Source organism: Nostoc sp., assembly GCF_036917395.1.
In the GTDB taxonomy this organism is placed as follows: Bacteria; Cyanobacteriota; Cyanobacteriia; order Cyanobacteriales; family Nostocaceae; genus Nostoc.
Genome location: NZ_JBALDI010000049.1, coordinates 171,322 through 192,372, shown reverse-complemented (window position 1 = coordinate 192,372; position 21,051 = coordinate 171,322). Strand labels below are relative to the sequence as shown.

Annotated in this window: 14 protein-coding genes and 2 pseudogenes; 8 read left to right on the top strand and 8 right to left on the bottom strand. The window is 40.7% G+C overall.

Annotation, left to right across the window (positions count from 1 at the left end):
• Positions 1 to 348 precede the first annotated feature (348 nt).
• Positions 349 to 459 (bottom strand): annotated as a pseudogene (locus tag V7K46_RS18230) (IS982 family transposase); the annotation flags it as partial.
• A gap of 418 nt (positions 460 to 877) precedes the next feature.
• On the opposite strand from V7K46_RS18230, the gene V7K46_RS18225 reads away from it, so the two are divergent.
• A complete protein-coding gene (locus tag V7K46_RS18225; RefSeq protein WP_335115489.1) occupies positions 878 to 1,276 on the top strand; it encodes a type II toxin-antitoxin system death-on-curing family toxin in 399 nt (132 codons plus the stop codon).
• A gap of 134 nt (positions 1,277 to 1,410) precedes the next feature.
• Positions 1,411 to 2,481 carry a M28 family peptidase gene (locus V7K46_RS18220; protein ID WP_335115488.1) on the top strand — a complete coding sequence of 357 codons (1,071 nt, stop codon included), beginning with the start codon at positions 1,411 to 1,413 and terminating at the stop codon, positions 2,479 to 2,481.
• A 205-nt stretch (positions 2,482 to 2,686) separates the two neighbouring features.
• Here V7K46_RS18220 and V7K46_RS18215 read toward each other — a convergent pair whose 3' ends face one another.
• Complete coding sequence (locus tag V7K46_RS18215) at positions 2,687 to 3,139, bottom strand: hypothetical protein (RefSeq protein ID WP_335115486.1); 453 nt, start codon at positions 3,137 to 3,139, stop codon at positions 2,687 to 2,689.
• A 702-nt stretch (positions 3,140 to 3,841) separates the two neighbouring features.
• Between V7K46_RS18215 and V7K46_RS18210 the strand changes: the two genes are divergently transcribed.
• The 3 genes from V7K46_RS18210 (at position 3,842) to V7K46_RS18200 (ending at position 9,294) form a co-directional block, all read left to right on the top strand.
• A complete protein-coding gene (locus V7K46_RS18210; RefSeq protein ID WP_335115484.1) occupies positions 3,842 to 5,536 on the top strand; it encodes an alpha/beta hydrolase in 1,695 nt (564 codons plus the stop codon).
• 849 nt (positions 5,537 to 6,385) lie between these two features.
• Positions 6,386 to 7,063 carry a DUF6875 domain-containing protein gene (locus V7K46_RS18205; RefSeq protein ID WP_335115482.1) on the top strand — a complete coding sequence of 226 codons (678 nt, stop codon included), beginning with the start codon at positions 6,386 to 6,388 and terminating at the stop codon, positions 7,061 to 7,063.
• A gap of 1,667 nt (positions 7,064 to 8,730) precedes the next feature.
• Positions 8,731 to 9,294: a DUF2808 domain-containing protein gene (locus tag V7K46_RS18200; RefSeq protein ID WP_335115480.1), complete on the top strand. Its 564-nt coding sequence runs from the start codon at positions 8,731 to 8,733 to the stop codon at positions 9,292 to 9,294.
• 378 nt (positions 9,295 to 9,672) lie between these two features.
• Here the strand turns inward: V7K46_RS18200 and V7K46_RS18195 are convergent, their stop codons facing one another.
• From V7K46_RS18195 to topA, 5 genes are all read right to left on the bottom strand, one after another.
• Positions 9,673 to 12,408: an HD family phosphohydrolase gene (locus V7K46_RS18195; protein WP_335115509.1), complete on the bottom strand. Its 2,736-nt coding sequence runs from the start codon at positions 12,406 to 12,408 to the stop codon at positions 9,673 to 9,675.
• A 484-nt stretch (positions 12,409 to 12,892) separates the two neighbouring features.
• Entirely contained in the window at positions 12,893 to 13,828 is a 936-nt protein-coding gene (locus tag V7K46_RS18190) for an ADP-ribosylglycohydrolase family protein (protein WP_335115478.1), read from the bottom strand.
• A 441-nt stretch (positions 13,829 to 14,269) separates the two neighbouring features.
• Positions 14,270 to 14,737, bottom strand: coding sequence for a type II 3-dehydroquinate dehydratase (gene aroQ, locus V7K46_RS18185; protein WP_335115476.1), 468 nt, complete (start codon positions 14,735 to 14,737; stop codon positions 14,270 to 14,272).
• Positions 14,738 to 14,744: 7 nt separating this feature from the next.
• Entirely contained in the window at positions 14,745 to 14,885 is a 141-nt protein-coding gene (locus V7K46_RS18180) for a hypothetical protein (protein ID WP_273767644.1), read from the bottom strand.
• Positions 14,886 to 15,150: 265 nt separating this feature from the next.
• Complete coding sequence (topA, locus tag V7K46_RS18175) at positions 15,151 to 17,802, bottom strand: type I DNA topoisomerase (protein ID WP_335115474.1); 2,652 nt, start codon at positions 17,800 to 17,802, stop codon at positions 15,151 to 15,153.
• A gap of 434 nt (positions 17,803 to 18,236) precedes the next feature.
• Between topA and V7K46_RS18170 the strand changes: the two genes are divergently transcribed.
• Both V7K46_RS18170 and V7K46_RS18165 read left to right on the top strand, forming a co-directional pair.
• The gene (locus V7K46_RS18170; protein ID WP_335079192.1) at positions 18,237 to 18,530 is read left to right on the top strand and encodes a hypothetical protein; all 294 of its coding nucleotides are present in this window, start codon (positions 18,237 to 18,239) and stop codon (positions 18,528 to 18,530) included.
• Positions 18,517 to 19,548 (top strand): DUF6745 domain-containing protein, encoded by a 1,032-nt coding sequence (locus V7K46_RS18165; RefSeq protein WP_335115472.1) that lies wholly within the window; start codon positions 18,517 to 18,519, stop codon positions 19,546 to 19,548. Before V7K46_RS18170 ends, V7K46_RS18165 begins: the two co-directional genes overlap by 14 nt.
• A gap of 220 nt (positions 19,549 to 19,768) precedes the next feature.
• On the opposite strand, the pseudogene V7K46_RS18160 reads toward V7K46_RS18165, so the two are convergent.
• Positions 19,769 to 20,062, bottom strand: a pseudogene (locus V7K46_RS18160) (carbohydrate porin); the annotation flags it as partial.
• Between the two features lie 220 nt (positions 20,063 to 20,282).
• Here V7K46_RS18160 and V7K46_RS18155 point away from each other — a divergent pair.
• The gene (locus V7K46_RS18155) at positions 20,283 to 20,999 is read left to right on the top strand and encodes an Npun_F0296 family exosortase-dependent surface protein (RefSeq protein ID WP_335115470.1); all 717 of its coding nucleotides are present in this window, start codon (positions 20,283 to 20,285) and stop codon (positions 20,997 to 20,999) included.
• Positions 21,000 to 21,051: the final 52 nt, after the last annotated feature.

The window sequence follows — 21,051 nt, the reverse complement described above, 5'->3', positions numbered from 1 at the left end:
CTAGAAAATATTACACCAGAGGTGATTGTTTCTCTCACCTCTTACGACTTTATTCTTGAAGCTTTATTTAGCGCAGCTTCATAAAGAATTGGTATGAGATCCTTCAATCGCGTCATCCACACGGAAAAAACCTTAATCCGGGGAATTTAACTCAAGCTTTAAAATCGACATCTTCACTTCAAGTTAAAAAAGGTATTAAACCAATAATTCTTGATTATGATCAGACAAATAGACGATTGAATGTCGTAGACAGAGGTTTTTTAATTTGGCTTGCTAGTCAAAATATACCAGAACTATTAGCAACAGTTGAATATAATTATAAAATGTAACGCGATGTGCGACTTAATATTACGTAACAAGTTCATCAAATTGAAGAGGGTCACAGTTATAGCGATTAAGCCAGAAGCAAAGTGTATGAGCTAAAATTTTGCGGTTGATTCTGCTGGTTAAGTGCCACATATGCCAGGGCGGTGGCATCATGTCAATAAGAGTAGTCTATCCTCAATAGAATTAAAATAATCTCATTAATTCTTGCTTATTGCTAAAGATTTAAGCGATTGCTTTAGTGCGTAAGCAATTCAACTCAAGTGACCTGACCTAATTAGATGAGGTATATTGGGCTTAGGACAAATAGATTAAAGCCATGATCACTGGCTTTGTTTATCATGCAAACCTTGAGACTTCGTAAGCTGAAAAACAAATTGATCCCATCTTATCAAAGTCTAAAATTTAGACATAGTAAGAATGGGGTACTTTTGGTTACGAAACATACTCGTAATCCTCAAACGACACCTTATAAGTCTGAATTTGAAAAGGCTATGGAAGCTTATCAAAAAGTAAGCAGTAAGTATAGGAATGCACTTCGTGAGCTAGCTAAGTGAATGATATTTTTTGGTTGAGTGAGGCAGTCATTAAAGCGATGCACGAAGAACAACTAGCAGAACACGGCGGACTTCTAGGTATAAGAGATAGAAATCTGCTTTTAGCTAGTTTAGATAGACCTAAAAATTTATTTGCTTATGGTGAACCTACACCAACTGTTTTTGAGTTAGCTGCTGCTTATGCTTTTGGATTTGTAAAAAATCATGCATTTATAGACGGCAATAAAAGGGTAGCTTTCGTTTCGATGGCTACCTTTCTGATATTGAACGGTTATTCTTTAGAAGTACCCGAAAAAGAAGTTGTATTAATGATAAAAAGACTTTCAACTGATCAAGAGACTCAAGAGTCGATAGCAGATTGGATTAAAGAAAATTGTATTAAAATAGACAATTAAACTTATTGCCAAGTGACTTTGCAGGTTTATTTAAGAATTTAGGTAACCAAAATATTAAACCCTTCCTATCAATCTTGGAAAGTTATACCTGTGGATTCGCGCTACCCTAAGTCAGGAAGCCAAGGATAAATCACATGAGAAAATGGATTTGGTTGATACTGTTGGTGCTGATGGCAGTTGCGGTGGTGGGTAGCAGAGGTAGCAGGTTTTTTGAACAGCGTCCGTCACCGGCAATTGTTCAAAGCATTCCAGTAGAAACACGCCAACCACAGCCAGAGTCAAAGGAAGTTGACAATACCCTACAAGTGTCTAGTGACAAGCTGTTAATCCATATCCAAAAGTTGAATTTTCAGCGTTACACAACAACAGAGCGATCGCTTACTCGCACTTATATCACAACTGAACTGAAAAAATTAGGCTGGAAACCCAAATTAGAAAAGTTCTCTGACGGTGTGAATATTTTTGCCGAACGCCCAGGAACTAATAAAGCTGCTAAAGCAATTCTCGTAGCAGCGCATTACGACACTGTTGCCTTGTCCCCTGGTGCTGATGATAACGCCAGTGGTGTAGCCGTGGTACTGGAAGTAGCCCGGTTGCTTGGTTCCCGTCCCACGCCACGGACGTTACAGCTAGCTTTTTTTGACAAAGAGGAAGCAGGACTTTTAGGTAGTCAGGCTTTCGTTAGCAAGACACCACGCTTGCAAAACTTGGGCGGAGCGATCGTTATGGATATGGTGGGTTATGCTTGTTACACCGCTGGGTGTCAAAAATACCCTGCCGGATTGCCTGTTACCCCACCTAGCGACAAAGGCGACTTTTTGGCAGTAGTCGGTGATACAGAACATTTGCGTTTGCTGAATGCCTTTCAAAGCTCACAGATGTTCCCCTCAACTGCTCTGAATAAACAGGAATCAAATTTGCCACCAGTCCTAACACTACCAATTCCTTTTAAAGGTTTACTGACACCAGACACCCTACGCAGCGACCATGCGCCATTTTGGTATCAGGGTGTGGGCGCTGTACTGGTGACAGATACCGCAAATTTACGGACTCCCCACTATCATAAACCTAGCGATGTTCCAGCGACTATCGAGCGATCGTTTTTCACAGGAGCAGCACAGATTGTAATCAATGCTACTACTACCTTGTTAGAGAAAAATGAAGTTTTGGAAACTCAACCACCAAACTCAGTAAATAATTCCTAATTCGTAATTAATCAATTCAGGGACAGAGTGACTTAATTTATTACAGCAGTTTTCATTTCTTTGAACCACATATGTTGTAGGGACACAGCAATGCTATACACATAGGGCGTGGCCTATTTACCTGAAAATAGCTGTAATGAAAAAATAAATTTATTCATTACTTATTTGCCTACGGCACGCTGTAGGAACAGGTATGGGGCTATAATTACGAATTATGTTGACCAACTTTTAGTTCAGGAAAAGTCAACGTCCAGTTCTGTTTATCATTGATCTGAAAGTACAAACCTTGGAAAATCAGCCGCAGAGCTGTTCGAGTTCTAATAAACTTCCTCAGCAGATAAGTTCCTGGTTCAGCAAAGATATCATTAAAGTTTTTTTGATAACCAAATTGTTTTGAACAGTAACTGCCAGCACCTTTGACTGTTAACACAAAAAATTGAGCTTGTTTGTATTCATCAGGAATCATAAAGATTCCATATACATGGTGACGACCATGCCACGGCTGAACAATAACCTTAGTAGCATGTACTTGGAATTTTGTAGTTTTTGATGCAAGAATCGCCTCGGAATTGCAATCAGAATTATTCACAGGCCAGTAAAATGTAATAATACTCAGGGAGAGCAGCAAAATTAAAATATAGCGGAGTCTGTGACACATAAAGCCAAAAAAAATTGTTGATGCAGCTGGTATTTGATGAGTAATGATTGTGCAGCCACAGCAGCAAGCTAAGGGGCAAAGACAAAACATTCCGCGGTCGGTTAAAGTTTCCTGTCAAAAAAAATTGCACTCAAGACATCAGCTCACAAAAAGTGCAGATTGGAGATGCGTAGTTTACCGCCGCAGGCATCGCTTACCCTGTTTTAGAGCTTCGTTACAGTATTAAACTTAGTTGAGAAACAATCGGGCTTTTGTGGCTGTAAACACCGATTTATGCTCAAGTTTTTAGCTGTGATAAATTCTACAATTCGTTGCTTCTGTTATACTTTTGATGTAGCTCTGTTCGCATTAGCAGATGCTTTGAGGATATAAAAGCGACGCTGATAGCGAACGCAAGAGCGTCTCTAAGAGTTGCGTTAGCGAGTCTTGCCTACGGCACGCTGGGGCGAACGAGCGTCATAGGCCGCACTTCTCTACATACAAGAAGCTCTTGCTAGCTTGCTTAAGAGTAGGGATAGGGCATGGTTCGACTAGCTTCGGCTGCGCTCAGTACAAGTACGCTCACCGGTCGCTCAGTGACCACCAAAGACATCGGCATCAAGTTCAAGAAAAAATTTGCTTTTGTTTCTAGACAATTAATAGAGTAGTCAAATACACAAATATTGGTTATATTCCCGTAAGTAATAATTGGTATAAAAGTTTATGGGAAAAAGTTGGGTAAATATTAAGACAGTTACGGTTTTTTTTAGCGCAATTGTACTGACACAGTTTGGGGCAAATACTTCGGCCATTGCGGCTGACACAGTTGTTGTGCGTTTGGGTTTATTTACAGAATCCATCTCCCTTGCTGAGTTGCAAAAGGCTGCAAAAACTGGGAAATTGTCTGGGAGTTTCAAGCCTTACGTTAAAAAATTATCTGAACAACAACGCCGCTTTTTCTTGGGGGCGCTGGGCATGAATGTACCGATGAGTGTTGTCACTGTTAATAAGTTAGTTAATACTCAGATTGGCACAACTATTCTCAATGACTTCGCTACGGCCTTAGCCCGAAAAGATAAAGCTGGGGTACAAGCACTTAGAGCAGGATTGGTATTAGGCTCTACTGCACCGCAGGGTCTTTCTATACTGAGTTTTATCGCTGCTTATCCTAGTAAACGCCTAGAAATTAATTTGCCACAGGCTTTTATAGTTGCAAGGAGTTTGAACACAGCTTTTTGGCGTACCCAGCAATTTATGCTAGCGTTGACGCATAGCGGCTTGTGGTCAGACATCGCTCCCCAACTCGACCCGAAAACACCGCAGATTGCTTTCCCTTTTGATCCCAGCCAACCAGGAATAGCTCAAGTAAAAATACTCAACTTAAGCCTGAATGAGCAAAAGCGCGATGCCTACGGCGGGCAAAGCCAACGCCAAATTCCAGTTGATATTTACTGGTCAACTGCTGCAACTGCCAATAAACCTGTAATTGTCTTTTCTCACGGCTTCGGCTCAGTCCGCACGGACTTGCGTTACCTAGCAGAACATCTAGCATCCCACGGTTATGTGGTAGCAGCTTTAGAACATCCCGGTAGTAATGAGGCAAATATTAACTCTGCATTTCAAGGCAAAACCAAAGTTGTGATGCCTCAGGAGTTTTTGAATCGCCCTCAAGATATTAGTTTTGTTCTCGACGAATTAGAAAAGCTTAATCAAATAGCTAATAATCCGCTTCAAGGGAAACTTGCAACCAATAAAGTGATGGTTATTGGCTATTCTTTTGGTGGTGGTACAGCTTTAGCACTTGCTGGAGCAGAGTTCCAGCTGGAACATCTCAAACAACGCTGTAAAAAGAACTTGACTATTTTGAGTCTGGGAGAAGCTATGCAGTGCATCGCTCAAGAACTACCAGAAAATAGCTATCAACTACGGGATACCAGAATAAAACAGGCGATCGCTCTCAATCCGACAACTTCTCTGATTTTTGGCGAAACTGGGTTAACTAAAGTACAAGTTCCTACCCTAGTGTTAGCAGGTTCCGCAGATAAAACCACCCCAGCTTTAACTGAACAGATTATAGGATTTAACAAAATCCCATCTCCCAAATGGCTAGTTGGCATAGTTGGCGGTACTCATCTGAGTGTAAAAGACCCCAGTAAGACTTTGGATCAAATAGGACAACCGAATACACCAATCAGTGGCGGTGAAGTTGTGGGTGAACAAGCAGCAGATGTTCGCAAGTACGTTAAAGCTATAGCTTTGGCGTTTGCTGCACAGATGACTCCAGAAGCTAAAAACTACGCTATCTTTCTGACATCAGATTATGCCCAGTTTGCTTCAACTGCCGCATTTCCATTTCGCCTAATTACGCAGATTCCTCCTGATGCTATGGCAGTGGTGAAAGAATTTGTTGAGAAATAAGGGACTTCCAATTAAAAAAATATCCAATTTTGTTAGGGAGCCAGTGCGTTGGCCAGAATTGTCTGAGTAGAGGTTTCCTCCGCTCAGAACTAAGAGTAGAGATACGGAAAACGGCAGAAGCCGCTGCTCATCCTGCCTCCCCTACGATTAATAGATAAGTCAATTGGCACAATAAAACCAAACTATGTCTATATTGATGAACTAGGCTAAAACCCTTTTCCCTCCTGCTTCCTAACTCATCCCAACGACAAATTTTTACGCCAACCTACTCAAGTAATATACAGCTTATAAAATTGGACTTAATTTTGGTTGATTTACTTGTGCAAGATTATACAACTTAATACTAGATATATAGTTGCTGTAGGATGATCACTAAATTTTTACAGTAGAAATAACTACTTATACATAAATTTTATTTATCTTAAATTAGATTAACTTGATATTAAGCCTGTAGTTGCTATTAAAGCAATACTAAAGTTTTACAGTAAAAAGAATTATTTAGACATAAACTTTATAATATTTTAGCTAAAAATAATAGAAACTTGAGAGTGTAAAAAAAAAGTAGGAGCATCTACTGGATAATACATATGTAGTATCAAGCTAAAATGCCAAAAATAAATTAACACAAGTTGCTTAGTGTGAAAACAAGTTTGTGTAGTTATTAGCATAATTACTTTAAAAATCACAAAAAGGCTAGAGCATTTTTATCTGCTACAAGCCACAATTGAAACCAAAAAAGTATCAAAGCTTGTTTTGTTTACTTCGATAATAATTGGATTTCAGACACTTAATATTGTAAAAATAATTTTGAATTCATAATTAGAGAATTATTTAATTTTACTCAACCTTATGCAACTCTATACACCTCTTGAAATCAAACAACTCCAGCAATACGAAGACCTTCCTTACTTACTTGAAATTCTAGAGTGGGTGAAAAGTTTTTTAGCAAGACCTCATCCTAACTTAGGAAGACCGGGTGTCGTTTGCCCTTTTGTACCTCACTCTCTCAAGTCAAACAGTATTCGTCTGGCGGTTATTCATACAAAAGATTTGTATCCAGAACAATTAGAAGAAGTTGTTGGACACTACCGAGATATCTTTCTTAAGATGGAAGTTAAAGAGCAGGAATTGGCAATAAATAGAGCTTTTTTACTTATCTTTCCTGATATCCATATAGAAGATGCTTGTAAGCTAATAGATAGTGTCCAACAAAAACTTAAACCTTTGTTTGTTGAGTCAGGACTGATGATAGGAGAATTTCATAAACGTAATGAAAGTCCTGGTCTGCACAACTCAAACTTTCGTCCACTTCGTAGCCCTATCCCTTTATTGGCTATCCGGTTTATGGTTGAAGCTGACCTCCCCTTTCTTGAGAGTCCGGCTGATCCACGCTTACGTATTAGGTATCTAGAAGCTTATTTAAAGTGTTTTGGTAATAAATTTACAGATGAAACAAAGTTTAAAAATGCTCATCAAGCATTGGCTTTAGCGAAAGAAGAACTTAAAGGCGAAAATTTGGTGTATTAGCATAATCAGATTTATTCTTTGCGATTACTTTAAATACATCTGAACCTAGTGTACCTGGTGTTATTTTTAAAGGGGAGAGTTTACGTATTCCTATTGTAGAGGGAAAACAGTATCTGACCCAATTGAATTAAATATTACTATTTATAATAAATCAAGTCAACCTGCTAATTATGCTTTTGCAACTATTTCTTTAGATCCAAATATTATTATATTAAATACTGGTGGAATGACTAAAACATGTGTAGGACATAAAAATATCAATGGAGAATATATAGTAAATACAACTTTGCTAAAAATTAGTTAGTCTATTCCAAATGATTTACCTATATTTAAAGAGCAATGGTTATTATTTAAAAATGTGGTAATTTCTATTCCTACTGTTTTAATTGTTGAACAAAGGTTTAGAAATGCTTGGATTATCAAGTCTCCTGGAATGACTAATAGTGGGGTATTTGAATTAATACTAACTCCTGAATCTTATATCAGTAATATGTCTCGTTCTTATAATTTAACTTTAGATTTTCCAGAATAACTCCTTCTATTTTAGGCAAAGAGGAAGTTTGATTAATTGCAATTTTTGTCCGTGGAATTTACGAAGGCGATTACGGCGTTTCTATTCCTAATAGGGATTTTGCCTGATAGAGGCGGAAGTTAAAGATGCAGCATTTATCAGGGATAGTTTGATCTTACCCTGCCTTTACTCCCCATTCCCTACTTCCTAATTGTTTAGAGTGAATAGAATGAGACTGTTGGCGAATTGATACGGGGTCCAACCCATTAGTTTCAATCCATCTGAAATTTCTGAAATTTTAGTGCGTTGAAACGCACTTTAGCTATGAGCAATCAATTTATCGCAGGGCGGGAAAGCAACGCAAAACTAAAGTTTTAGGGGTGGGGGGTTAAACCCCTTATCAATTAACCAGCAATCTCATAGAATTCGCGGCTACACAAACGTAGTAAAGCCTTCCCTGTGGGTAATCTGCTGAGACGGAAAGCATGAAAAATACAGGCTTTGAAACCCACGAAGGTGGGTTTTGTCTATGTAGGTGCGGTTTATAACCGCCCTTCTAATATCATGTTCGCTTGATTACTTATTGTATTTTTAGGGAAAATCACTAATCTAAATCTGCTAAATTTGTGTCTCTTAAAGGAATTAAATCATCATAAATCAGTGGATTTTACTCTTTTAGTATAATTTAAAAATTATCATTCAAGTAACTTTATTGATATGTAATTCCATTGATAAATTTACTAAAATGCAAGTTTATTGATTCTTCAGAGAATTTATTATTTAAACTCCGATCACTATATCAATTTATAGATGTATACAATTATTTAATCTACGGCAAATATATCGAGATGAGTGTGTTTATGTTTAGTCAAAGCCCGATAAAATCATCGACTTTTGAGGTAATTTACTAATAAAAATTATGGCAAAAATATTAATTAAATTTAAATTTAAATATCTGTTTTTTATTTATAGATAATTAGAAATCGCGTGTTATAATTACAGCAAAATAGCCTAATAAATAGTCAGTAAACTTTATTGAAGTTGCTGATTTTAAAAGCTGTAGTCATTCATTTGCTCAAGCTTAAATATGGGTATTTGAAGCAAGACTCAAATTATTGAGTCCTAGATAAAAGTCATTAAGGTAAAAATCTAAATTATGAAATACGTTACTAATTTTTTTAGGACTCTATTTATTGTTAGCACTGGACTATATTTACTACCTCATTCGGTAGCCAATGCAGTTACCTTAAGCAATGGGACGATCGCCTTTGCCCAACCACCACGTTTAGTTAGTGCCAGCACTCCATATAGCAATACAAGTGTTCCGAATACAACGTACTATTTCACTCTGGAAGTGCCAGCGACGGCTGGGGAACCGTTGCAACAGGTTACCTTTAACCAGATTGAAGGGACTGAAGATATTGAATTCAATCAGAAAGATACTTTTGCTTTTGAAGGCACACGTAATAGCCAAGGTTCAAAGTTGGCACTTAAAGCTGTGAAAGGTGGCAACAAACAACAGACTTTTATAGTAACCTTTGACACCCCTATACCACCAGGTAAGACGGTTACTATTGGTCTGCAAACTTACCGCAATCCTTTTTATGATGGCGTCTATTTATTTGGTGTGAAGGCTTTTCCCTCTGGTGAGCAAACCGCTGGTCAATTTCTCGGCATCGGTCGTTTGCAATTTTACGCACCCACGACTACAGAGAATTAATTTCATCTAACGCATTCGACGCAGAATCTGTTATTTTAACCATTGAGGACAAGAATTATACTTGTCCTTTATTTTTTAGAGGAAGTTTTTGCCACAGACTCAATTCCCTTAAGGACTAATATCAATAAATTTTAATAAACTTTGATCGCAGAACACATCATTAATCCCAGAAATCAACAATTAGATCAACTGGAAACTTGGACAGCAGCAGCAGCCCGCAGTAAAGGAAACTGAACTTTGCTCTTAACCTACCCGCCCGATGGAAGCGATCGCTGTGCCTGACAGAAATGGTGGAATTAGATGTATGGATGCACCTTTCTCTGCGCTCTCTGCGGTTAATTTATTTTTACAAATGATTAGGACTGCTATATATCCGAATTACGAATTTCGCGCAACTCTACTAGCCTTCAACTTAGGATAAGCAATCCGTTTGTGGTGAAATTGCTGCCAAACATCCACAAATATCTGAGCAATCTGTGACATTTCTTCCCGTTTTAGTCCTGAATCTACGAGTTGATTGTCTTGCCATTTGGCACGCAGAATATTATTGAGCATTGCTAAAGCTTGTTCGGTGGAGACATCTTTGAGCGATCGCTTCTCTCCCACAGATTTAGCCGATTCTTGCAGCGATCGCAGTGCTGCTTCGCAAGAATCTGCTAACATGACAATTCCGGTTTCCCGTGATTGGGGAATTGGACCATCGTAGCGAAAATCTGCGTCGTCTACTGTTAAACTTGGATCTTCCTGAGCCATTTGCTGGGCTTGGTGATGGAAATAGGCAATCAGCATCGTTCCCTGATGCTCTGGAATAAAAGCTTGAATCGCTGTAGGCAAAAGGTGTTTACGCGCCATCACCAACCCTTCAGTTACGTGCTTTTTGATAATTTCTACACTCTTCCAAGGGTCTTTAATCTCTGTATCGTGTTTATTCGGCCCCCCCATTTGATTTTCAATAAAGCCAAGGGGGTCGTGCATTTTGCCGATATCGTGGTACAATGTCCCAGCCCTGACTAGTTCAACGTTGCATCCTAGTTCTTTGGCAGCAGCTTCGGCAAGGGTAGCCACAAATAGCGTATGTTGAAAAGTTCCGGGAGTTTCAGTAGCGAGTCGTTTTAATAAGGGGCGATTAGGGTTCGCCAACTCTGCTAAACGGATGGGAGTGACTAAATCAAAAAGTTTTTCTAGATAAGGACTCAACCCTAAAGCTACGATACTCCAGCCTAAACCGGATAAAGCAAACAATCCGGCTTCTCGGAGGACGATATACCAGGTTGAACCAAATGCTTGACCAATTAAGATTTTAACAACCAGATAAATACCACCCTGAGTTAAGGCGATCGCAACACCTAATAATGCTAATTCTTCACGCGATCGCAATCGTTGTGCAATGTAACTACCTAATATTCCTCCCCCAACACCAGCTAAAAGCGCAGCCTTGCTCATATCCAAGCTAATGCCCAATATCGGCAACAGCAGTCCGACAACTGTCAAGCCCAAAGTGGGGCCGTAGAAGCTTCCCAATAATAAACCAAGGGCACTCCAGGTTGTATAAGGCAATCCGATCGCGATCACACCTGGCACACTCAGAGTCAGCAGTAACACCAATAGGCGATCACGTTGTCGCAATTGGTAATGAATATGCCGTTCTACCCAGACAAAAATACTAATGGCGATCGCAATCACACCTGCTAACTTCACCAATTCTTGCCACTTTAGCTCCCAGCGAATCAGGTGATAATGCTCCAACACCTGAAAGTTCCATGCAGTAATCTGCTCTCCTTTTTTGACAATTACCTCACCATGCCGTATCTTCACCATCACGGGTGGCACCCCAGCAGCAGCCTTTTGAGCGTTTTGTCTCGTTTGTTCTTCATCTTCTTGCAGATTCGGCTTGAGTACAGCTAACAACAGCTTCTTTGCCAAAGTTTCAGCGGATTCTGGTACAGAGGTCTGCAATTGTAAACTCACCGCATCCTCTAAGATATTTTTTGGCAGTCCTTGTGGGATGCCTTGGGTGAGAATCCGCTCTGCACTCTGATGGATTCCCATTTGTGTTTTTTCCCACTCCACATCTGACAAATCCAAAAGCAGGGATTTCTCGTATACTACTTCTGGGTTAACAGTCTCTAATTTTAAAAGTTTGGCAGTGGCTTGGGTGTATCTTTGGCGTGCTTGGGAAATTTGAGCAATCAGTAAAGACAAGTTTTTCTCAGAAGTTGTGACACGGTAAGATTCTAGTTCTGCTACTGCTTGAGTAAAGTCACTGTTTTGAGAAAAATCAACTGGCTCTGTCTTTTCTGGATTCTGAGAATCAGATTTGGGTATTGTGCGCGCCTGACGTTCCTGATTAGGTGCAGCTATAGATGATGAACGGGAGGCGGCGGTTCGTCCTGTTCCTTTCTTCTGCTGATTTTTACTATTTTCTACAGCTATTAGCAGTGCTTGCCATTCCGAGTTAGGACAAGAGTGGAGATAACGCTGGACAGAGATGGACAAAACTACAGGATCAAAAAAAGGAAAAGCTCCAGCAATGGTGCGAATTTTATAGCCATCATCCAGAAGTTGTTGCAAATTTTCGTTGATTTGTTGATTCATTCGTGCATCAACCATCAACATTTGTAAGGAACTTTTACTAACGGCTTTGCGCTCGGCTTCTGTTTTTTTCTGATCTTCAATATTAGCTGCGTAAGGCGCTCTAATCGTTTGGGGCGCGGGATTTCCTACTTGGAGTTGAGTTTGATTGTATAATTTATGGCCAATAACGCCTGTAAGGGAGACTATAGCGATCGCTAAAATCACCAAGAAACGCTGTTCATGCACCCAATTTAAACCGACTGTATAAATGCTACTCTTAGTTTTGACCGATTTTGCCTTTGACTTGAGCGCTGTTTCTTGTTTTTGGCGAAGCTTACGGCGGGCTGCACCTACGCTTTTGTCATTGGTTTTTGATAAAAATAAGATTACATTCTTAAGAATAGTCTTTAGAAGTTCCCTTCTATGGCTTTTGCTTTTGGGACTTCTCATTAACTTTCCTTTACGGCGTAGTCCTTTATACTGTCGCCGCCAGTGAGTCAATTGCTGGGTTAAGAACTGCAAAAATTGCTGTATTTTCATTATCTCTGCCTGCAATTGCTGACTTTGATAGCTCAAAATAAGACAATCATCAGGGAAGTTTAATCTGCGGCTGCTGCAACTACGGTGGCGGGAGCTTTTTTGTTGCCGATTTGCCACAATAGCCACCTACAGAATCGGTCTGAGGGTTTGCTGAAAAACTCTAGTATATAAGACTAGTACAGGTTGGCGTCAGTTTGCCTAAGTAAGTGGGCGTGAATAATTAGAGGTTTGTAATAAGCAGATCTAGACCTATTTTAAAGTTTGAAGCCCTTACTACGAGCTAATTTAATTAATTTTACATTGCTTAACATAGTTTGATTTATTCTTGCCTACTTACTTTTAACAAGAACCTTAAGACCCAAGTCTTGTTTGAGATGGTAGCTGGATTTTTAGCAAGCTGTACTAGTAAGTTTTTAAGTTATATGGCTAGATTGTGTAGTCTTCAGCGTTTGGCATCCGCACTGTTGTTCGGTGAAAATTAGGATTAACGCGACCGAATAACGCGAGGAGCTGCGTAAACTGCAAGCAAAGCCTCAGATCCCTCCTCTGTTAACTCGCCTGGATGCAGGGAAAAATTATACATTCCTGACCACACCGCCACAAATGTATCGATTAATTTTAACATTTGGGAAAAGCTAGTTAGTCCCCATACCGAAGAATTCCTCTGCAAAAGCAAGACTTGCCAATTTACGGGAATTCCACCTGTACCGTTATATGCTCCTGATAAAGCACCAGTAATTGCACTTGTAGCCTGTGAGCTTAGAGGCGTAGCATCTTCCACTTTGAAATTGCCATTGTGAGTAGCCCGCAAAACTGCAAGGCGAAAGTCTTCTAAGGTACTCAAAAAGCAGTAAAATGCCATAGCAATAGTGTTACTTAGCTCTTCTTGCCTAGCAAACTCAGCTTGTGCCCTTGACAATCGAGCCCCTTGCTCTAAAAAATTTTGAACTCTTAATAATTTTTTTGGTATTGATGTCGGTGTTTCTCCGAGAAAAGAAATTATTTGCGGGATGAGGGTTAGGGGGTTAAGTTTTTCAGTTAAGGCAAGAGATATCGCATATCCTACTGCTAGTGTTCCATCCCTTACTACTGGGTCATCCTCCCAGATTTTGAGTACATGTAGCAAGTTTTGTCGGAGCTTAATTGGATTTTCGTGAAAAAAAAGTGTTACTGGTAGTGTCGCAAGAATTATTTTTATCGAGATGTCATCAGCTGCTAAATGAAGAGATTCTTGTTGCTGACGCCTTATCCAATCATCTAAATCTAATCTACCCAAGACAATCAAACTTTCAGTACCCAAAACCGCCATTCTGCCCAAATCCAGGTAATGAGACTTGATTTTACCACCAGTGGCTAAACTTTCCCCTAGAAATGCTCCGAGTAAAGTACCTCTAAACCGACTTATAGGAGAATAACGCATTACAATATATTGGATTTTGGATTTCGGCAACTCTTAGAGACGCTCTTGCGTTCGTTCAGTTGAAGATTTTAGATTGAAAAATTTAATCCAAAGTCTAAACTCTAAGTAGGTAGACATGAATAGGGTAGCGCAGCGTAAAGCCTGCGGCATAGCTTAGAGCAATGTAGGAGCGTCTGACTCGTTGGCGCAGCCTCTCGTAGAGAACAGGCATCGTCTCCCCTTAGGAGAAGACCGTAGTGGCTCCAGGGACTTCCAGTTAAAAAACATCTTATCGTAGGGGCACAAGGCCAAAATACCCTATAAATCTATAAATAATTTTGGATAATTTATTTTTTGTCAGTGTCCCACTTCTCACATTGAGGTAGGCTAACGCCAAAAGAGAAGACCGCGCTAACTCACTACAAACTTTAATTTATTTACGCCTAGCTACTTATAACTGATTCATCCTTCATCTTTTCTTAAAAAATGCACCAAAGCTTGTAAGCCTAACAAGTAACTTTGTCTGCCAAAACCACTTATTTGCCCGATTGCTACTGGAGCGATGTATGAATGATGGCGAAAATCTTCCCGGCGGTAAATATTACTCAAATGTACTTCTACTGTGGGCAAATTAACAGCAGCGATCGCATCTCGCAATGCCACACTTGTATGGGTATATGCCCCTGCATTAATCAAAATTCCCTGATGTTGTCCTAATGCCCCATGAATAGTATCTACCAAAATTCCTTCATGATTTGACTGCACAGGAAAAACTTTCGCCTGTAACTTGAATCCTTCTTCTTCTAACAGGCAGTTAATTTCAGCTAGTGTCAAAGAACCATAAATTCCTGGTTCTCGCTGTCCTAGCAAATTCAGGTTTGGCCCGTGCAGTGCCAGAATGCTTAACGGTTGTAAAGTCAAGTTCAGCACTTTCGGGCTAGTGGCGACGACGTGAGCGATCGTTCACAGGAATCGGAATCAATTCCGGTTCCGGTTCAGCCTCTGGTCCTAACAGGCTCTCAATTAGCCTACGTGCTAATTCCTTAAGCTTTTCCACTACCTTTTCTATATAGTCCATGAACTGACCGCTCCTGAGATACTACCTCAATTTTTGATTAATCGGTACGCAGAAAATGGTATATTTTCGCACCTCTGGCTTCCAACGGGGCTGATCCACAATCCCGTATTTGGGACATAAGCCACTTCTAAAATTTGGCGTTGTGTTTTCCCTTACTTTTTAGAGTATCACACTTGCACCTACCGAACTGCATCCTATCAAGGATGGATATTTAGGGTCAAGAGTTGAAGAGTTAAGGATCGGACTTTGGACTCTTGACTTGTAATTAGCCTTCTGTACCTTTTTTTTTCGCAGCAGTCGTTGATGACTTAGCAGTTGACTTAGATTTGGAACTCGTTGATTTACTCGTTTTGCGAGTCGATTTCGTTGTCGATGCCTTAGCTGCCAACAAGTTCAGCGCCGCAGCCAGGGTTACATCTTCTACCGATTGACCTTCTGGGATACTCACATTAGTTTTGCCATGCTTGATGTAAGGGCCATAGGGGCCATCGTAGATGTTAATTGTTTCCCCATCCTCTGGATGTGTACCCAATTCGCGTAAGGCTGCCTTGGACTTGCTGTTGGTGGAACTGCGCCCCTTTTTTGGTTCGGACAATAATTCCAGTCCACGTTCTAGGTTAATTGTCAATACATTATCAGCAGCTTTCAGGGAGCGGTAGTCTTTCCCCTCTTTACCCTGGTCATGAACGACATAAGGGCCAAAGCGTCCCAAACTTGCTTGGATTTTGCCGCCAGTGACTGGATGAACTCCCAATGTCCGGGGTAATGCCAACAGACCAACAGCCATTTCCAGGGTAACGGTTTCCGGGGTGACACCTTTGAGTAGGGAGGCTTGTTTCGGTTTGGGGTTTTCGTCGGTTTTATCACCCAATTGGACATAGGGTCCATAAGCACCAATTTTCACATAAATCGGTTCGCCAGTTTCGGGATGCCGACCTACCTGGTCAGGGCCTGTGGTTTTTTGACGTAGCAATAATTCTACCTGTTTGGGGTCGAGGTCTGCTGGTGTCAAGTCTTTGGGAATTGAGGCGGTGATAACCCCCTCACCATTTTCGACTTCAATGTAGGGGCCATATTTACCAATGCGGACTTTGGCATCTAGATTCTCCAGTTCTACAGTCCTAGCCTTAGGGGCATCAATTTGACTTTCCCGTTCTTTTACCAGGGTTTCCAGCCCTTTTTCTCCCAGATAGAATTGCTGCAAGTAGGGTAGCCATTTCGCTTCACCTGTGGCAATGTCATCTAGGGTTTGCTCCATTTTCGAGGTAAAACTGGGATCAACGATGTCCGGGAAATGTTTTTCCAGCAAGTCGGTGACGGCGAAAGCGGTGAAGGTAGGAATGAGAGCGTTACTCACCAATTGGGCATAACCCTTGTCGATAATCGTGCCAATGATGCTGGCATAGGTACTGGGACGACCGATACCTTCGCTTTCCAAGGTTTTCACCAAAGTAGCTTCGGTGTACCTAGCTGGCGGTTGGGTTTCATGACCAACTGCTTCTAAATCTGTACAATTCGGATGATCTCCCACTTTCAGATTCGGCAAAATTACTTCCTGGTCTTCCAGTGCTGCTTCTGGGTCGTCTGAACCTTCGACGTAGGCACGTAAGTATCCTGGAAATTCAATCCGTTTGCCAGAAGAACGGAATCCAGCGTCCTCGACTTGCAATTGCACGGTAATTTGAGTTTGGCGGGAATCAGCCATTTGACAGGCGACAGTCCGCTTCCAAATCAAATCGTAAACGGCAAGTTCTCGACCGCCCAAAGCAGTTTCTTGGGGGGTGCGGAAGGTGCTACCTGCTGGACGAATTGCTTCGTGCGCCTCTTGTGCGCCTTTCGATTTGGTAGTGTATTGCCGAGGTTGGGGACTGAGGTATTGTTGACCGTAGAGCTTTTCTACACAACTACGAGCAGCTGCGATCGCCTGATCTGACAAATGCACCGAATCTGTCCGCATATAAGTAATATACCCCTGCTCGTACAAATTCTGGGCAACCCGCATCGTGTCACGGGCTGAGAGGCGCAGTTTCCGGTTAGATTCTTGTTGCAGCGTCGAGGTGGTGAACGGTGGCGCAGGTTTGCGCGTCACTGGGCGTTCCTCAATGTCGTTAACACTCCAGGTTTTCTCAGTCAGGCGTTCCTTGAGGGCTACCGCTTGGTCTTCGGTGAGCAACAAGACATTGCGACCTGCGGTAATTTGTCCAGTCGTTGCGTCAAAATCGCTGCCGTTAGCTATTTTACTTCCTCCCAATGTGACCAACTGGGCACCAAAGGGGGTTTTTTCCTTTAACAAACTGGCTTTCAAATCCCAGTACGTACCTTCATGGAAAGCACGGCGTTGGCGTTCCCTAGTGACTAAAAGTCGCACGGCTACAGATTGCACTCGCCCAGCAGATAATCCCCAGGCGATTTTTTTCCATAGTAGTGGAGACAAAGTATAGCCCACCAGTCGATCCAAAATCCGCCGCGTTTCTTGGGCGCGAACCAACTGTTCATCGATATTACGGCAGTTTTTTAACGCTTTTTTGATCGCGTCTTGGGTAATTTCGTGAAACACCATCCGCTTAGTCGGAACTTTCGGCTTGAGCAATTGGTATAAATGCCAACTAATGCTTTCACCTTCCCGGTCTTCGTCCGTTGCCAGAATCAGTTCATCTACATCTTTGAGGGCTTCTTTGAGCTGGGTGACAATTTTCTTTTTGTCTTTCGGGACAACATATACCGGTTCAAAGTCGGCGTCCACATTTACCCCTAGCTGCGCCCATGTTTCCCCTTTGACGGCAGCGGGAATTTCACTAGCCGACTGGGGGAGGTCACGCACATGACCCATAGACGCCTCCACCCGATAGCCTGATGGCAGGTAGTTGCGAATGGTACGAGCTTTAGTTGGAGATTCGACGATGACGAGAGTTGACATGGAAATTTCAATAAAAAGAAGAGCTACTAAGCAAAACAGTCAAATTGAGGTAATTTTTGCAAATTGTCAAGATAAAAGGTCACGCTTAGGGCGGTGATTTAATCCTCACATAAACTGCCTGCTTGGGAGAAAATCTGCTGAACTTATGGCCCAGTCTGTCCCAGAGGATAGGGGAGGTGAACGCTGGGTGTGAATTTCCAGCTATTTCAATCTTTAACTTATCTAACGCATAATTGGCGACTACAGTTTTAAAAATATGTCAATTGGGGAATGGGGAATGGGGAATGGGGAATAGGAAGCAGGGGAAGAATAACTATTGAATTGATCTATGTCCAATCCCCAATTCCCAATTCCTAAGAGCTTGTGCCAAAATTAAACCAAACTTGAGAGCAAAAGCGAAGTGGGGTTTGTACCCATGTCAGGAAAGCAAAACTATGCAACCGATTCGTCAAGGTGATGTAATCTTACTGCCTGTGCAGCAAATTGAAGGACAAAAAATACCTCACTTAACTTTGGCAGAAGGCGAAGTTACCGGGCATAAACATCGCATTACTCAGGGAAACGCAGAATTATACGAAAAAGATAGCACACTCTATTTACGTGTGTTTTCAGAGTCGGCATTGCTAGCTCATGAGGAGCATAAAGCTATTTCTATTCCCCAAGGTGACTGGATGGTGAAAATTCAGAGGGAATACGAGCCTGAAGGTTGGCGTTATGTCGCTGATTGAAAAGTTAACGCCTGAGCAAGAGGCTTTGATTCCAGTTTATCGAGAAAAGTGGAGAGCGATCGCGCTTTCAACTGAGCGGATTGATAAAGAGAAAGCGGCAGAAGCGGTAAAAGCTGGGTATATAGCAATTTGTAAACAAGAGCCTGAAATTATTTTTTGTGATAGCCCGTATGCTGGTCTAAAAATTGTGATTCACAAGCAACTAAAACACCTATTGAACAGCGAATTTTATAACAAACTTTTGTACAAATTTACAAATGAATTAAGTAGCCAAGTTGAATGGCAGCTAAATAACCAACTCCATCTGCAACTACTTGTCGTGCTACCATATTTAACTATACTAGAAGACATATTGAGAGATGAATTAAAAACTCAACTTCAACTCATAATAAATCTTCCTAGTCTTTGGTTTAAAACTCATTTATATTCAAGCGTGTGCAGTTGGGTAGATTTTTATATTTCGGTCTTAAATTGCTCTTACAACCAAATCAAATGGCAAGCTTTGCAGTCACTACTAGAGTATTGTAGCTGGATTTCGCCTTATGAAAAAATTTGTATTGTATGCGATCGCCCCCTTCATCTGCGCTTTGACAATCAAAATCGCCTCCACGCAGAAGGCAAACCAGCCATTGAATTTACTGATGGATATAGCCTCTACTCCTACCACGGCGTAACCTTACCTGAAAAATACGGTAAAATCCACCCGCAGCAATGGCAAGCTACTTGGCTTTTAACAGAAGAAAATGCCGAACTACGGCGAGTACTAATTCAGGGTATCGGTTACGCCAGAATTTGCCAAGAATTACAAGCTATTGAATTAGATTTTTGGAAAGAATATAGTCTATTAAAAATAGATAATGATGTAGATGAAGAACCAATTTACTTATTAAAAATGACTTGCCCTAGTACAGGGTTTATTCACGCCTTGCGTGTTCCACCGAATATGAACTCAGCGCGTGAGGCAATTTGCTGGGTAAATTGGGGAATAGAACCAGAGGAATTTGCTATACAAACATAACAGCTTTATGGATTTTACACATTTAGAACCACACTAAAAAAGTCTAAGACTATTACCTTTCCTTCTGATCACGGGCTAAGTGAGAATGAAATAGTCCTGTAATTTCTATATTGTTTTGAAATGTCAAGCCCAGTAAAAATGCTGGATTTTATTTTTGAGATCACACAAAAAATAAAAGACGCAAAAGATAAATTTGCATCTTCTTTGGAAATTTTTAAAGTTAGAAAATGAATGTGGTTCTAACTATACCAATGACGATATCATCGTTTTGATTGTTATGATCTGGCGCTATTAGCTAGATAACTCCTGAGGTAATGCTGATATTGTCACTCAGCTTATATTGATAGAAACCTTCAAGATGATATGAAGTGTCTGTATCTTTGTTGATACCTACATTGCTGAGGGAATTGCTGACACTGCTAACTTTAGGTTCCATACCCACAATAATGCTTGTAATGTTACCTTTTTTACCAAGATTCGGTAAAACCAGTGTGGCGGTAGAGTTCCAGATATTAGCTCAAATAATAATACAAATTTAATATTCATCTACGTATATATATATAAGATATTTTAGTCCGCAATTGTCTTCACATCCTATATTTTGAGTAGCTTTTTGCTATCTTCAGATTTATTGGCTCAATAAATAGTTTTGGTAAAAATGATTCTTACCTACTACACAAATACTCGGATGACATGCCAAGGTAGGGGTATCAAATGGTTAAGGAAATAAATCAATGTCTATTATACAAAAACTATCATTAGCCTTAATTGGAACAGCAGTTGTTTGCATGAGTGCTAACCCAGCCGGCGCTGTTAGCCTGACTCAAGGAGGTTCCACACCTGTTGCAGGAGAAGGTCAATATACTAATATTCAAGGAGCTACAACGATCAACTTCAATTCCGGGACAGCAACCGATCCAAACGGATTTGTTACTTACTCTGCAACCAATGGAATTGTCCAAGGGAGTGTAGATAGTCAATATGCTACCCCCTTCAATGATACCAGCAAATACTTAACGGTTGCGCCACAAGGTGCCCAAGCTAACGGTCAGGATATTCCAGGAAACACTGGTAATGAAACTATTACTTTTGCTAAGGCTGTTGATTACTTTGGCTTCTACTGGGGGTCAATAGACACATATAACATTGTGGATGTCTATAGTGGAGGTAATTTACTAAAAACATTTAGTGGCGCAGATGTTCCAAACGCTCCAGCGAATGGTGAACAAAGTGGTAATCTAAATAATGTCTATGTTAATTTGTTAGCAAATACTAGTATAGGAGAGACTTTTGATAAGGTAGTTTTAAGAACAACTGGTATTGCATTTGAAACTGATAACCACAGCTACAGACTAGCTAGTGTCCCTGAACCTACTGCAACATTGGGCTTGCTAGCGTTCGGTGTTATGAGTGCTGGTTCATTTGTGAAACGGAAATTAAAGTCAGTTTAAGATCATCTATTTACACCGTCTTAAAAACTAACAATGTCGTTTTCGTTTTAAG